14 protein-coding genes are annotated in these 14,341 nt (G+C 67.4%); 5 read left to right on the top strand and 9 right to left on the bottom strand.

Annotation, left to right across the window (positions count from 1 at the left end; all coding sequences use genetic code 11):
- Positions 1-33 precede the first annotated feature (33 nt).
- On the top strand, positions 34-1,035 hold the full coding sequence (locus SAHL_RS13870; RefSeq protein WP_123592012.1) for an amidoligase family protein: 1,002 nt from the start codon (positions 34-36) through the stop codon (positions 1,033-1,035).
- Entirely contained in the window at positions 1,032-1,733 is a 702-nt protein-coding gene (locus tag SAHL_RS13865) for a gamma-glutamyl-gamma-aminobutyrate hydrolase family protein (RefSeq protein WP_123592011.1), read from the top strand. Before SAHL_RS13870 ends, SAHL_RS13865 begins: the two co-directional genes overlap by 4 nt.
- A 63-nt stretch (positions 1,734-1,796) precedes the next feature.
- Here SAHL_RS13865 and SAHL_RS13860 read toward each other — a convergent pair whose 3' ends face one another.
- Positions 1,797-2,003 carry a CsbD family protein gene (locus tag SAHL_RS13860; RefSeq protein WP_123592010.1) on the bottom strand — a complete coding sequence of 69 codons (207 nt, stop codon included), beginning with the start codon at positions 2,001-2,003 and terminating at the stop codon, positions 1,797-1,799.
- 76 nt (positions 2,004-2,079) lie between these two features.
- On the bottom strand, positions 2,080-2,937 hold the full coding sequence (locus tag SAHL_RS13855) for a formate/nitrite transporter family protein (RefSeq protein WP_123592009.1): 858 nt from the start codon (positions 2,935-2,937) through the stop codon (positions 2,080-2,082).
- A 92-nt stretch (positions 2,938-3,029) separates the two neighbouring features.
- On the opposite strand from SAHL_RS13855, the gene SAHL_RS13850 reads away from it, so the two are divergent.
- Entirely contained in the window at positions 3,030-3,839 is an 810-nt protein-coding gene (locus SAHL_RS13850; RefSeq protein WP_123592008.1) for a glutaminyl-peptide cyclotransferase, read from the top strand.
- Here SAHL_RS13850 and SAHL_RS13845 read toward each other — a convergent pair.
- The 7 genes from SAHL_RS13845 to rpmH form a co-directional block, all read right to left on the bottom strand.
- A complete protein-coding gene (locus tag SAHL_RS13845; protein WP_123592007.1) occupies positions 3,826-4,227 on the bottom strand; it encodes an ectoine synthase in 402 nt (133 codons plus the stop codon). The genes SAHL_RS13850 and SAHL_RS13845 overlap by 14 nt on opposite strands.
- 46 nt (positions 4,228-4,273) lie before the next feature.
- Complete coding sequence (locus tag SAHL_RS13840) at positions 4,274-6,052, bottom strand: thiamine pyrophosphate-requiring protein (protein WP_123592006.1); 1,779 nt, start codon at positions 6,050-6,052, stop codon at positions 4,274-4,276.
- Positions 6,053-6,121: 69 nt separating this feature from the next.
- A complete protein-coding gene (locus SAHL_RS13835; protein WP_123592005.1) occupies positions 6,122-7,738 on the bottom strand; it encodes an FMN-binding glutamate synthase family protein in 1,617 nt (538 codons plus the stop codon).
- A 74-nt stretch (positions 7,739-7,812) separates the two neighbouring features.
- On the bottom strand, positions 7,813-9,168 hold the full coding sequence (mnmE, locus tag SAHL_RS13830) for a tRNA uridine-5-carboxymethylaminomethyl(34) synthesis GTPase MnmE (RefSeq protein ID WP_123592004.1): 1,356 nt from the start codon (positions 9,166-9,168) through the stop codon (positions 7,813-7,815).
- Between the two features lie 10 nt (positions 9,169-9,178).
- Positions 9,179-10,927, bottom strand: a complete 1,749-nt coding sequence (yidC, locus tag SAHL_RS13825; RefSeq protein WP_123592003.1) for a membrane protein insertase YidC — start codon at positions 10,925-10,927, stop codon at positions 9,179-9,181.
- Between the two features lie 14 nt (positions 10,928-10,941).
- On the bottom strand, positions 10,942-11,340 hold the full coding sequence (gene rnpA / locus SAHL_RS13820) for a ribonuclease P protein component (protein ID WP_123592002.1): 399 nt from the start codon (positions 11,338-11,340) through the stop codon (positions 10,942-10,944).
- Between the two features lie 9 nt (positions 11,341-11,349).
- Entirely contained in the window at positions 11,350-11,484 is a 135-nt protein-coding gene (gene rpmH / locus SAHL_RS13815; protein ID WP_123592001.1) for a 50S ribosomal protein L34, read from the bottom strand.
- Between the two features lie 162 nt (positions 11,485-11,646).
- On the opposite strand from rpmH, the gene dnaA reads away from it, so the two are divergent.
- Together dnaA and dnaN are read left to right on the top strand one after the other, a co-directional pair.
- On the top strand, positions 11,647-12,975 hold the full coding sequence (dnaA, locus tag SAHL_RS13810) for a chromosomal replication initiator protein DnaA (RefSeq protein WP_123592000.1): 1,329 nt from the start codon (positions 11,647-11,649) through the stop codon (positions 12,973-12,975).
- 256 nt (positions 12,976-13,231) lie between these two features.
- Positions 13,232-14,332, top strand: coding sequence for a DNA polymerase III subunit beta (gene dnaN / locus SAHL_RS13805; RefSeq protein WP_123591999.1), 1,101 nt, complete (start codon positions 13,232-13,234; stop codon positions 14,330-14,332).
- The last annotated feature ends 9 nt before the right edge of the window (positions 14,333-14,341 follow it).

Genomic DNA, 14,341 nt, shown 5'->3' with positions numbered 1-14,341 from the left:
TGCCCGCTTGCAAATGTTGCAGTGCACGATCGCATGACCGCGGACCATCCCGTATCCGAGAATCCACCGCTGCGCCGGCCCTCACGCTGCCATACGGCGGCGCAGGGGGTGCGTCGCGTGGGGGTGGAACTTGAATTCAGCGGCCTGACGATCGAGCGCATCAGCGAGACCCTGCGATCCACGCTGGGCGGCGAAATCCGGCCCGCCAGCGCGTACGAACATGCGGTCGTCGACACGCCGTGGGGCGATTTCGCGATCGAGCTCGACTACGCCTATCTCAAGGAACGCGGCCGTCGCGAGAGCGACGACGGCCTCTGGGGCGACGTCGAGCGGGTCTCCGAGGATCTGCTCGGCGCGCTGGCCAAGCGGGTGGTGCCGTTCGAGATCGTCTGTCCGCCGATCGCCATCGACGCCCTGCACGAACTCCACCCCATGATCGCGGCCCTGCGCGAGGCGGGCGCGCGCGGGACCAGCACCTCGGCGTTCTACGCCTTCGGCCTGCATCTCAATCCGGAGCTGCCGGATCTGGAGACCGAGACGCTGCTGGGCTATATCCGGGCCTTCACGGTGGCCTACGACTGGCTGGTGCGCGCCAGCGCCATCGACATCAGCCGGCGCGTCTTTCCCTACATCCAGCCGTATCCGCGCGAGTACGCGCGCCTGATCTGCGACCCGGACTACCGCCCCGATCGCGACCGGCTCATCGACGACTACCTGGCCCACAACGCCAGCCGCAACCGCGCGCTGGACATGCTGCCGGTCTTCGCCCACCTGGATGCCGAGCGCGTGCGCAAAGCGGTCGACGACCATCTGGTCTCTGCGCGGCCCGCGCTCCATCATCGCCTGCCCAACTGCGAGATCGAGCGGCCCGGCTGGGATCTGACACCCGACTGGGACCGCTGGCTGGTGGTCGAGGAACTGGCCGCCGACGCGCCGCGCCTGGACCGTCTCTGCCGGGCCTACCGGGACGTCCTGGAGCGACCCATGGGCGACTGGTTCGGCGGCTGGGCGGACACCTTCGAGCGCGACGCGTGAGCCGCGCGGCGCCACGACCGCGCATCGCCGTGACCGGCAAGGCCAGCCGCTGGGCGCCGGGCTGGTGGTGCGCCCGGGCGGCGATCGCGCTGGCCGGCGGCCGGGCGCTGCGGGCCACCCCGCGCCGCGGCCTGCCCGCGGCCCTCGACGGCCTGGTGATCGGCGGCGGCGACGACATCGCCACCGATCTGTATCTGAGCGATGCCGCACCCGACGCCCGGGCCGATCGCGAGCGCGACGCCTTCGAGCTCGCCGCGATCCGCACGGCCCGGGCGTCCGGCACGCCGGTGCTCGGCATCTGCCGCGGCGCCCAGCTGCTCAACGTGGCCGCGGGCGGCACGCTGTACGCCGATCTGGGCCGGCGCCGGCGGCGCACGAGCGACCGCGCCAACCCGCTGCCCTGCAAGCGGATCGTGCTGAAACGCGGCTCGCGGCTGGCCGCCATCGCCGGCCGGCGCCGGATGGCGGTCAACGGCCTGCACCATCAGGCGGTGCGCGGCCTGGGCGCCGGATTCACGGTCAGCGCCCGCGACGCCGACGGGCTGGTCCAGGCGATCGAGACCGTGGACCGGACGTTCACGATCGGCGTCCAGTGGCATCCTGAGTATCTGTGCTATCAACGCCCGCAGCGGCGGCTGTTCGCGGCTCTGGTGGCGGCCGCGCGGCGCCGGCCGGGCCCGTCGACCGCTCAGGGATGAGCTGAGGCACGACAGGGCCGTCCGACAACGCCGGACGGCCCGTGACGCCGCGGTCGGGCGCGTCTAGAGGTACTTGCGCTCGAACTCCTTGAGCATCTCCTCGGCCTTCTCCCGGGTCTCGCCGTACTTTTCCTGGATCTTGCCGAGCATGTTCTGGCGCCGGCCGGCGGTCTCCTCGACCTCGTCGTCGGTCAGACGCCCGAAATGCTCGCGCGCCTTGCCCTTGAGTCGATCCCAGCGGCCTTCCCACTTGTCGCTCGATTCCGTCATGACGTCGCTCCGTGGTGAATGACGCTTCGACTATACCGCAGTGCAGCAAGAATGACAGCCCCGACTGTCATCGTCGTCATTCGCGGTCCGGATCGGTGTTGTCGCGGTCGGAATCGCTGTAGGCGACCTGAGCATAGTTGACCACCGCGACGAGCATGACGCCGCCGAGTATGTTGCCGAGCAGCGTCGGCAGGAAGAACACGCCGAGGAACTCGCCGATGCCGTTGACGCCGCTGAAAACGCCGTAGAGCGCGGCCACCGAGCCGGCGATGATGTGCGGGAAATGCGCCAGGCCGATGAGATAGCTCACCAGAATGATCACGCCCACGCGGGCGGTCTCGGCGAACGGCATGAGCCAGAGCATGAGCGCGACCAGCCAGCCGGCGAAGATCGCGCGCACGAACATGGTGGCGAAATCGTATTTGTACTCGGAGGCCGCGATGCTGGCCAGGGCCTCGTTGATCTTGGGATCGAGCACCTTGAAGTACGACAGGGTCGCGGCGAATATCGCCGTGCCCAGCATGTTCGCGAGCAGCACCACCACCCAGAGATTGAACGTGCGCGTGAGCACGCCCACCGAGCGCACGCGCAGGACTTCCAGCACCGGGGTGAGCGTGTTCTCCGTGAACAACTGCTGGCGGCCGAGAATCACGAACAGAAAGCCCATGGCGTAGCCGAAACTGGCGATGATCGGGCGCCAGTCGGCGTCCGGGGTGTAGTTGTAGAGCACCGCCTGGGCGACCAGCGAGAAGCCCATCGACAGGCCCGCGCCGAGCGCGGAGAACGCCAGACCGGGCAGGGGGCGGGTGAGTTCGGATTCGGCCTCGCGGCGAATCGCCTCGTAGACCACCGCGGCGCTCGGCGCCTCGCGCCGGCGCGCATCGCGCTTCTGCTGATAATCGAGATCGTGTTCTCGGTGTTCGACTTCGGCCATGGATGTTCTGCCTCGATAGGGATGATGCATTCTAGGACTTAACGTCGGCGCGGTATGCACGCGGATTGGCGCGCCTTCGCTATCATCGCGGTATGCGCTCGTTTTCCCGACGACACACCGGCCCGTGGCTGCTGCTACTGCTGCTGATCTGCGCCGGTGCCGTCGCGGCCGCGCCGTCCGAACGCGCACGCATCCTCGCCAGCCATCCCCACGACCCGGATGCGTTCACCCAGGGCCTGCTCGTGGCCGACGGCCTGCTCTACGAGAGCACCGGCGGCTACGGCGACTCGAGCCTGCGCCGCGTGGCGCCGGCCAGCGGCGAGGTGCTGCAGACGCGCTCGCTGTCACGCGATCACTTCGGCGAGGGCCTGGCGCGCGTCGGCGCGCGGCTCTACCAGCTCACCTGGAAGGCCGGCGTGGCCTTCGTCTACGACCGCGACAGCCTGGCGCGCATCGATCGGCTGACCTACGACGGCCAGGGCTGGGGCCTGACCTACGACGGCACCCACCTGATCATGAGCGACGGCAGCGCCACGCTGCAGCTGCGCGATCCGGACGACTTCCGCCGCGTCGGCGCGCTCGAGGTCACCGAGGACGGCCAACCGGTCGACGAGCTCAACGAACTCGAGTACATCGACGGCGAGATCTGGGCCAACGTCTGGTATCGCGACCGGATCCTGCGCATCGACCCGCGCACCGGCGACGTCATCGCCAGCCTCGACGCCACGCCGCTGCGCGCGGCCCTGCCGGCGGATGCCGAGGCCGGGGTGCTCAACGGCATCGCCTACGACGCCTCCGCCGGCCGCATCTATGCCACCGGCAAGAACTGGCCGCGGCTGTTCGAGATCGCCCGGCCGACCGCCGGCCGGGCCGATCCCGGCGCGACGCTCAGCGCTGAATGACCGAGCCGTCGTCGTCGAGCAGCGGGTAGCTGCCCTGCTCGTCGTGGTCCTCGGGGCCGACCAGCGACGGCGAGAAGCAGCAGAGCACGGTCATGCCCTTCTCGCTGGAGAGAATATGCTGCTGGTGCTTGTCCAGCGCATAGAGCACGCCGGGCTTGAGGTCCCAGGTGCCGCCCTCGGTGAGATCCTCGATCCGGCCTTCACCCTCGATGCAGATCACCGTCTCCTTGTGGTTCTTGTACCACATGTGCAGCGCGCAGCCGGGCTTGACGTAGGTCTCGTGGAACGAGTGGCCCATGCCGTCGGCCCGCAGCGTATAGCGGCGGCTGACGAACTTCTCTTCGTCGACGGCGGTCTTTTCGGCGTCCTGATGGGTGCGTACGAGCATGAATCCTCCTCGTGGCTCGTTGTGATGAAAATCGGTGTGGCCGCGGCTAGCGCCGCCATTTCGCGAACATCTCCTTCATGGAGTCGCGGATCACGTGTCCGGCTTCGGGATCGCCGCCCAGCATCGAGGTCATGAAGCCCTTGGCCTGCTCGAAGCCGATATGCGGCGGCAGCGGCGCGATCCCGGGATCGGTGTAGGCGTTGATGACCACCGGGCGATCGGCGGCGAGCGCTTCGCGCCAGACCGCGTCGATGGCCTCGGGTGATTCGATGCGCAGGCCGGTCAGTCCCAGCAGGCGGGCGTATTCGTCGTAGGCGAAGTCGGGCAGATCCTGCGAGGTCTCGAACTTGGGATCGCCCTCCATCACCCGCTGCTCCCAAGTGACCTGGTTGAGATCGCGATTGTTGAGCACGAGCACCACGGCGCGCGGATCCCTCCATTCACGCCAGTAGCGGGCGACATCCATCAGGGCCTGGTTGCCCAGCATCTGCATCGCCCCGTCGCCGACCATGGCGATGGCCGGGCGCCCCGGCTGGGCGAACTTGGCCGCGAGTAGATAGGGCAGTGCGTTGCCCATCGAGGCGAGCCCGCCGGAGACCGAACCCGCCATGCCGCGCCGGACGCGCAGATAGCGGGCATACCAGTTGGTGCCCGAGCCGACGTCGCAGGCCAGCATCGCGTCCGCCGGCAGATGCCGCGACAGGCCGGCGAACACCGCCTGCGGGTTGACCGGGTCGGCCGCGATTTCGGCGCGCTCGTCCACCAGGCGCCACCAGTCGCGGGTCTTGTCGATGAGGGTGTTCTGCCACGCGCGATCGGTCTTGCGGGTGACGCGCTCGGCCAGCGCCGCGAGCGTGGTGGCGGCGTCGCCCGCGAGATTGACCTCGGTCGGATAGCGCAGGCCGAGCGCCTCGGCGTCGATGTCGATCTGGACCGCGCGTGCCTGGCCCTCCTCGGGCAGGAACTCCGCGTAGGGGAAGCGGGTGCCGACCAGCAGCAGGGTGTCGCAGTCGGCCATCATGTCAGCGCTGGGCTCGGTGCCGAGCAGGCCGACCGTGCCGGTGACGTAGTCGACGTCGTCCGGAATCATGGTCTTGGCCAGGATCGCCTTGGCGATGCCGGCGCCGAGGATGTCGGCCAGGGCCAGGAGCTCGTCGACCGCGTGCTTGCAGCCCGCGCCGGCCAGGATCGCGACCTTTTCGCCGGCGTTCAGCACCGCGGCCGCGGCGTCCAGATCCGCGGGCTCGGGCACGGTGCGCGGCGGGCGATAGCCGATGCCGGAGAACACCGCCCCGTGGCTGCGCGGGGGATCGACCATGGGCAGATCCTGGACATCGTTGGGCACGACGATGGCCGTGACCGTGCGTCGGGCGGTGGCGATGCGCAGGGCCTGATCGACGAGATGGCGCGCCTGTGGCGCATCGGCGACCAGATGCACGTAGTCGCCGGCCACGTCCTTGTAGAGTGCGGTGAGGTCGATCTCCTGCTGATAGTCGGTGCCGAGGCTCATGCGCGCCTGCTGGCCGACGAGGGCGACCGCGGGTACGTGATCCTTCTTCGCATCGTAGAGACCGTTGAGCAGGTGCACCGCCCCCGGCCCCGAGGTGGCCACGCACACGCCCGGCGTGTCGGTGAACTTGGCGTGGGCCGCCGCGGTGAAGGCCGCGATCTCCTCGTGGCGCGTCGGAATCAGGCGCGGCCCGGCCTCGGCGCGGCGCAGCGCCCCCATGACGCCGTTGATACCGTCGCCGGAATAGCCGTAGACGCGCTCGACGCCCCATTCGGCGAGCCGCGAAACGATGAAGTCACCGACTGTCTGACCCATGGCCTGCCCTCGACTGGACTGCGGGCCCCGAGCCTACTTCGCGACTGCATCATGCAGCCATCCGTCCGTCTACTGACGCGCCGCCGACGCCGTGGCGGCCGGCGCGAACGAATCGGCGCGCGCCCGGGCCCAGTCGGCGCGATAGGCCTCGGGGATGCGATCGGCCAGAAAATCGCCGGTGGCGACCGGCGGCTCGATCTCGGCGAAGGTCTCGGCGTGGCCGTGCTCCGGCCGATGCTTGATGTGCGCGTAGGTCAGAGCGTCCGGATCGTCCAGGCCCATCGTGCCGACGATGTCGAGAAACGACTTCACGGTGGCGTCGTGGTAGTTGCGCACCTGCAGCGATTTCTTCAGCACGTCCAGGGCGGCCGCGCGGCGCGGATCCTGGGTGGCCACGCCGGTGGGGCAGGTATCGGTGTGACAGCGCCGCGCCTGGATGCAGCCGACCGAGAACATGAACGCCCGCGCGGCGTTGCACATATCCGCACCGAGGGCGATCTTCTCGACCATGTCGAAACCCATCACGACCTTGCCGCTGGCGATCACCCGGACCTGATCGCGCACGCCGATGCCCACGAGGCAGGCGTGCACGAACGGCAGGGCGTCGTCGATGTAGGTGCCGATGAAGTCCTCGAACTCGGCCGGCGCCGCGCCGGTACCACCCTCGGCGCCGTCGACGGTGATGAAATCCGGCACGATCCCGGTCTCCACGATCGCCTTGCAGATGCCCATGAACTCGTGCCGATAGCCCAGACAGAGCTTGAAGCCCACCGGCTTGCCGTCGGCCAGTGCCCGCAGCCGCTCGACGAAGCGCAGCAGCCCGAGCGGGGTGTCGAACTCGGGGTGGGAAGCCGGCGAGGCGCAGTCCCGGCCGGGCTCGATCTCGCGCACCCGGGCGATCTCGTCGGTGACCTTCGCGCCCGGCAGCAGGCCGCCGTGGCCGGGCTTCGCGCCCTGCGAGATCTTGATCTCGATCATCCGGACCTGATCGGTGCGGGCCTTGCTCGCGAACTCGTCGGGGTCGAAGCGGCCCTCGTCCGTGCGGCAGCCGAAGTAGGCCGAAGCGATCTCCCAGATCAGATCGCCGCCGTGGGCCCGGTGGTGATCGCTGATCGCCCCCTCGCCGGTGTCCTGCGCGAAGCCGCCGAGCGCGGCGCCGCGGTTCATCGCCGCCACCGCGTTGCCGGACAGGGAGCCGAAGCTCATCGCCGAGACGTTGAGCCGGGAGGCGTCATAGGGTCGGCGACACTGATGATTGCCGATGACGAGCCGGCCGTGGCGGGCGTCGACCGACTTCGGCGCCATCGAGTGCAGGGCGAAGTTGTAGCCGGGGGCCTCGAAATCGCGAATGGTGCCGAATGGGGCGGTATCCGGCGCCGCGGCCCCGCGCGCATAGACCATCTCGCGCTGCTCGCGTGAGAACGGCCGGCCGCTGGTCTCGGATTCGAAGAAATACTGGCGCAGCTCCGGGCGGATGAATTCGAGCATGTAGCGCAGATGACCCACGATCGGGAAGTTGCGCAGCACGTTCCGGTCGGAAGCGAGATCGAACGCGCCGACCCCGACCAGCGCGGCGGGTATCAGCCACAGCACCAGCCACGCCGGCGCCAGCCAGACGAGCAGCCCGCCGGCGAGCAGCGTCAGCGCGACGAAACCGGCGTAGATCAGGCGTGGATAACCGAACATGCGACCCCTCGCATCCTATGTCGATGCATACAGCATGTGCCGGCCGATCGCGGCAGGACAATCGGGGCACCTACCTACTTGCCGATACAGAAGCTCGAGAAGATCGCGCCCAGCAGATCCTCGCTGGTGAAGGCGCCGGTGATTTCGCCGAGGGCGGTCTGGGCCACGCGCAGTTCCTCGGCCAGCAGTTCACCCGCGGCATCCACGACGAGCCGGTCGTGGCCGCGGTCGAGCGCGGCGTCGGCGCGGGCCAGCGCCTCGAGATGCCGCCGGCGCGCGACGAAATCGGGTTCGCTGTCGCCGGCCAGACCCGCGGCGCGACGCAGATGTGCCGCCAGCGCGTCGAGGCCGTCACCGGTCGTGGCCGAGAGCCGAACCGCCTCGCGGCCCGCGAGCGTCGTCTCCCCGGCCGCCGCGCCGCTGAGATCGATCTTGTTGGCGATCACGCTGACCGGGCAGCGGTCGCCGATCTCCTCGAGCAGGCAATGGTCGTCCGGACCGGGGCCGCGGCTGTCGTCCACGACCAGCAGCACCCGATCGGCCTGGGCAAGCTCGGCGCGGGCGCGGCGCACGCCTTCGGCCTCGATCGGGTCGTCGGTCTCGCGCAGGCCCGCGGTGTCCACGAGCGTCAGCGGCAGGCCGTCGATCGCCAGCTGCTCGTGCAGGACATCGCGCGTGGTCCCGGCGATTTCGGTGACGATGGCGGTGTCGCGCCGGGCCAGCCGGTTGAGCAGACTGGATTTGCCGACGTTCGGCGCGCCCAGGATCACCAGCCGCAGGCCCTCGCGCAGCCGCGCGCCCTCGCGCGCCCGATCGATGAGCGCAGCCAGCCGCCGGCGGATGTCGGCCAGGCGTCCGGCGATCTCGCCGTCGCCGAGGAAATCGACATCGTCCTCGTCTGGGAAGTCGATCGCGGCCTCGGTATAGACCCGCAGCTCGATCAGCGCGCTGCGCAGCGCCTCGATCTCGCGGGCGAAGACGCCCTCGAGCGAGCGCATGGCGGCTGACGCCGCGGCGCTGCTGCCGGCGTCGATGGCATCCGCGATGGCTTCGGCCTGATCGAGACTGAGCTTGTCGTTGAGAAAGGCGCGGCGCGAGAATTCGCCGGGTTCGGCCAGGCGCGCGCCCAGTTCGAGCAATCGGGCCAGCAGCCGATCCACGAGCACCGGGCTGCCGTGGCCCTGCAGCTCCAGTACGTGTTCGCCGGTGAACGACGCCGGGGCCGGAAGATACAGGGCCACGCCGCGGTCGAGCGCGCGGCCGTCGGCCCCGGCGAAGGCCGCAACGACGGCCCGGCGCGGCGACGGCAGCCGACCGAGCAGGGCACGGGCGATGGCCGGCACCGCCGGCCCGGAGACGCGAATCACGGCGACCCCGGCCCGACCGGCGCCGCTGGCGAGCGCGGCGATCGTGTCGGGGCCGTCGCTCACGCCGGCGCGGTCAGCTGTTGGCGGCCTTGTGGCCGAGGCCCTCGGCGTCGAGCTTGCGGTAGATGTACCACTGCTGGCCGATCGACAGCAGGTTGTTGGTGCACCAGTAGAGCACCAGGCCCGCCGGGAAGAAGGCGAAGAACACGGCCAGACCCACCGGCATGATCTGCATGATGCGCTGCTGCATCGGGTCCATGGTCACGTTCGTGGTCAGCCGCTGCTGCAGGAACATGGTCACGCCGAAGACCACCGGCAGGATGTAGTACGGGTCCGGCGCGGACAGATCCTGGATCCAGAGCATGAACGGCGCATGGCGCAGTTCCACCGATTCCCGCAGCACCCAGTATAGCGAGATGAACACCGGCATCTGCACGAGCATCGGCCAACAGCCGGCCAGCGGGTTGAAGCCCTCCTTCTTGTAGAGCTCCATCATCTTGGACTGCAGCTTCTGGCGGTCGTCGCCGTACTGCTCCTTGAGCTGCTGCATGCGCGGTGCGAACTTGCGCATGCGCGCCATCGCCCGGAACTGCGTCTCGGAGAGCTTGTAGAAGCAGAGCTTGATGAGGAAGGTCAGCAGGATGATCGCCACACCCCAGTTGCCGACCAGCGCGTGCAGGTGCTCCAGCACCCAGAAGATGGGCTTGGCGAGCACCGTCAGCCAGCCGTAGTCCACGGTCAACCCCAGCCCCGGCGCCACGGCGTCGAGCTGGTCCTGCAGCTTGGGACCGACGAACAGCGTGGTCTCGAACTCGGCGCTCGCATCGGCCGCGATCGATTCCTTGGTGCCGATGAACCCGCTGGCAAACCCGCCCTGCGCCCCGGAGACGTCCTTGGGCCGGGCGAAAAAGCGCGCCTTCGCGTCGGGGGGCGGAATCGCCGCACCGATGAAGTAGTGCTGGATCATGGCGATCCAGCCGCCCTCCTGGGTCAGCTGGACGGGGTTCTCGGCGAGCTCGCCGTGGGATTCGTTGCGATAGCTGTAGCTCCCCTCGTCCTTGCGCTCGTACCAGCCGACGCCGAAGAACGCCTGGGCGAAGGGCACATCGCCGGTGATCTCGTGCGGGGTGCGCCAGAAGCGCACGTACTGCGACAGCGTCCAGGGTTCGCCGGACCGGTTGCGGACCTCGTGGCTGAGCCCGATCCGGTAGCTGTCGCGGTGGAAGGTATAGACCTTCGTGACCTCGTGGCCGGTGTCGTTGGTCCAGGTCAGCGGGACCCGCAGGGTATCCTCGCCGTCGGCGAGCTTGTATTCGTTCTTTTCGCTGCGATAGGTCGTGTTGTGATCGGGCGCGTCCGCCGAATCGCCCACCAGGCCGCTCTGAGCGATGAAGAAGTTGGGCAGGCTGTCGTTGATCAGCCGCAGATTGGTGTCGGGCCGATCGGAGGAGACCGGCACGCCGCGCAGCTGAACCTGACGCAGGTCGCCGCCGCGGGTATCGATCACGAGATCGAACTTGTCGGTAACGACGTGAACGCGCTGTCCCTGAGCCATGGCATCGCCGACGACCTGACCGGGCGCACTCGCGTCATCCGAGGCGGCGCCGCGATCGCCGTCACTCGTGCCGGCTTCGTCGCCCGCATCCGGTGCCGAGGCCAGATCCGGCACGTCGTCATCTTGGCGGTAGTCCCCGGCCGTGGCGTCGGCGCTGTCGGCCGTGGCCTCCGCCTGCGTCGGCGCATAGTCCGTCTGCCAAGCCTGATACAGAAAGAAGCAGATGACGCCGACGGCGCAGAGCAGAGCGAAACGAATGTTTTCCATGCGCGGCTAGATCCCTAACGTTGGCGGTCGCCGCCGGCCGCGGCATCGAGGGCCGCGACAGGTGCCGCGTTGCGGGCCACTCGGGGCCAGACGCCGGCAAGTTGCGCGAACAGCGCCTTGTTGTCCATGGCCGCCGTCCGGCTGCGTGCCAGCACCACGACATCCACCGAACCGAGCTCGGGGCGTGCGTGCCGAAACGATTCGCGCAGGACGCGCTTTATCCGATTCCGGTCCACCGCCCGCGCGATTCGCCGCTTGGCCAGCGCGAGGCCCAGCCGTGCCGGCTGGCCGTCACCGGCTGCCGCAATCAGCACGAACCCCGGGCAGACCGTCTTGTCGCCCTGAGCGAACACCGCTCGGAACTCGGCTGCATTGCGCAGGCGCGCTCGCGGCGGAAATGACGCCTGCGACACCCGGGGCGGCTAGGGCGCGAGGCGCTTGCGGCCCTTGGCGCGGCGCGCGGACAGAACGCGGCGACCGTTCTTGGTCGCCATGCGCGCACGAAAGCCGTGCGTGCGCTTGCGATGCAGATTACTCGGCTGATACGTGCGTTTCATGAGGCTCTCGATCCGGCGCCCGGCAGGGCACTCTTCGTTAAAAGACCGCGGATTCTAGTCGCCCGTACGGCCGCGTTGCAAGCCTGAATCGAGCTGTGGATAACCTGTCGACACTGCGCTACCGTAGTCGGCCGGGCGTCGCGGTGCACGCCCATCCCGGCGATGGAGTTCACGACTTTGGCTGAAACGCTCTGGCAACGCTGTCTTACGCATATCGAAACGCGTCTGCCCGAGAAGGACGTCAACCTCTGGCTTCGGCCGCTGGAGGCCGATTTCAACGAAGGCGGACTCGATCTGATGGCGCCCAACGAGGTGGTACGGGATCAGGTCGAGCGCGAGCTGCGCACCCCGATCGCGAACGCGCTCAGCGAGATGGGCGAGCTGCCCAAGCGCATTCGCGTACTCGTCGGCGGCGGCCAACGCACGAGCGCACCGGCCACCGCGGAACCGGCGGCGGCCCCCTCGGCCACGCGCCACAACCTGGACGGTCGCTATACCTTCGAGACCTTCGTCCAGGGCAAGTCCAACCAGATCGCCCGGGCGGCAGCCGAACAGGCCGCCGATCCCGACAACGTCGCCTACAACCCGCTGCTCATCTACGGCGGTGTGGGTCTGGGCAAGACCCACCTGATGCAGAGCGTGGGCAACCGGCTGCTCGCCAATCAGCCGCAGGCGAAGGTCGCCTACGTACGCTCGGAGCACTTCGTCAACGAAATGGTCACCGCCATCCGGCACAACCGGATGGATCGCTTCAAGGGCCATTACCGTTCGCTCGACGCCCTGCTGATAGACGACATCCAGTTCTTCGCCGGCAAGGACCGTTCGCAGGAGGAATTCTTCCACACCTTCAACTCGCTGCTCGAATCGAACCAGCGGATCGTGATCACCTGCGACCGATTTCCGAAGGAGGTGGAAGGCCTCGAGGACCGACTCAAGTCGCGATTTTCCTGGGGCCTGTCGGTGGCCGTGGAACCGCCCGAGCTGGAAACCCGGGTCGCCATCATGCTCTCGAAGGCCGACTACCACGGGATCACACTCCCCCAGGAGGTCGCTTTCTTCATCGCCAAGCGGGTGCGCTCGAACGTTCGCGATCTGGAAGGCGCGCTGCACCGGCTCAAGGCCTCCGCGCAGATCACCGGCACGCCGATCACGGTGGACTTCGCCAAGCAGGCGCTGCACGACATGCTCGCGGTCTACGACCGGCTGGTCACGCTCGAGAACATTCAGCGCACCGTCGCCGAGTACTACAAAATGCGCCTCACGGACCTCCTCGGCAAGAAACGGACGCGATCGATCGCGCGACCGAGGCAACTCGCCATGGCGCTGGCCAAGGAACTGACCAATCACAGTCTGCCGGAAATCGGCCAGGGATTCGGTGGACGCGATCACACGACCGTTCTCCACGCCTGCCGCAAAGTCAAGGAACTGCGAGAGACGGATGCACGGGTGGACGAAGACTACGCGAACCTCAGCCGGATACTCACAAGCTGACTGTGGATAAGCCCGGGACAAACAGAAGACAGCGACAAACTCCGCAAGCCAGGAGCAATTGACCACATTCCATCCACAGCTGTGCCACAGCCTTCAAGCGATTCGGACAGCAGAGTTATAAACAAGACATATCGTTGTTTATAAATGGAAAACAAGAGAAATCAACAGCCAAGTCAGTCGTCTATTGTTACTACTACTATCTTTTCTTAGGGACTCTCAAGACAACAGGGACCACGGCTAAACGGGAGCCGCAGCCATGCAATTTTCGATACAGCGCAGGGATCTACTATCGGCCCTTCAGACCGTCATCGGCGTCGTCGAGCGACGCCAGACCATGCCGATTCTCTCCAACGTGCTGTTCAAGGCCGATAACGATCGACTCGTACTGACGGCGACCGACCTCGAACTTGAACTGATAACCGAATGTAGCGCTGTCGTCGGTCAACCCGGCAGCGCTGCCGTACCCGCACGAAAACTTCTCGACATCTGCCGAGGTCTTCCGGACGACGCCGAGGTACAGTTATCACAGGAACAACAGCAAACGCGTGTGCAATCGGGCCGATCACGCTTCACGCTCGCCACCCTATCCGCCCAGGATTGGCCCCATCTTGATGAAGTCGAAGCCGGCGATCACTTCACGATCCCGGAAAACACACTGCGAGGACTGCTCGAGCGCACTCATTTCGCGATGGCCCACCAGGATGTGCGGTATTACCTCAACGGTCTGCTACTGGCACTGCGTTCCGACCGCCTGCGATGTGTCGCCACAGACGGTCACCGCCTCGCACTCAGCGACGCCGAAGCGACCATCGACATCGAAGAACCTACGCAGGCGATCATTCCACGCAAAGCGATCACCGAGCTCGTACGCCTTCTGGACAACAGCGATGCCGAGATCAGTATCCAGTTGTCCAGCAAACACCTGCGGCTACAGCTGCCCGGCCTCGTATTCACCACGAAGCTGATCGATGGCCGTTTTCCCGACTACGAGCGGGTCATTCCGACCGACGTCGACAAGATCATGGCCGCCAACCGCGACGTCATCCGCCAGGCCTTGTCGCGCACCGCGATTCTGTCGAACGAGAAGTTCGGTGGTGTCCGACTGGCCCTGAGCGAACATACGCTTCGTCTACAGGCTCAGAACGTGGAGCGTGAGGAAGCCGAAGACGAGCTCCAGGTCAGCTACGATAATCAACCGATGGAGATCGGATTCAACGTGAATTATCTGCTGGAAGCGCTCGGTGCGATGCGCAGCGAAGAGTTCACCCTCTCACTTTCCGGCCCGGACAGCAGCGGACTACTGCAGGCGACGGACGACCCGTCGACGCGCTACGTCGTCATGCCCATGCGACTCTAGTCCCGCAAA

Source organism: Salinisphaera orenii subsp. halophila YIM 95161, assembly GCF_003732545.1.
GTDB lineage: Bacteria > Pseudomonadota > Gammaproteobacteria > Nevskiales > Salinisphaeraceae > Salinisphaera > Salinisphaera orenii_A.
The sequence above is the reverse complement of the archived record's forward strand: the minus strand, read 5'-3'. Positions and strand labels throughout refer to the sequence as shown.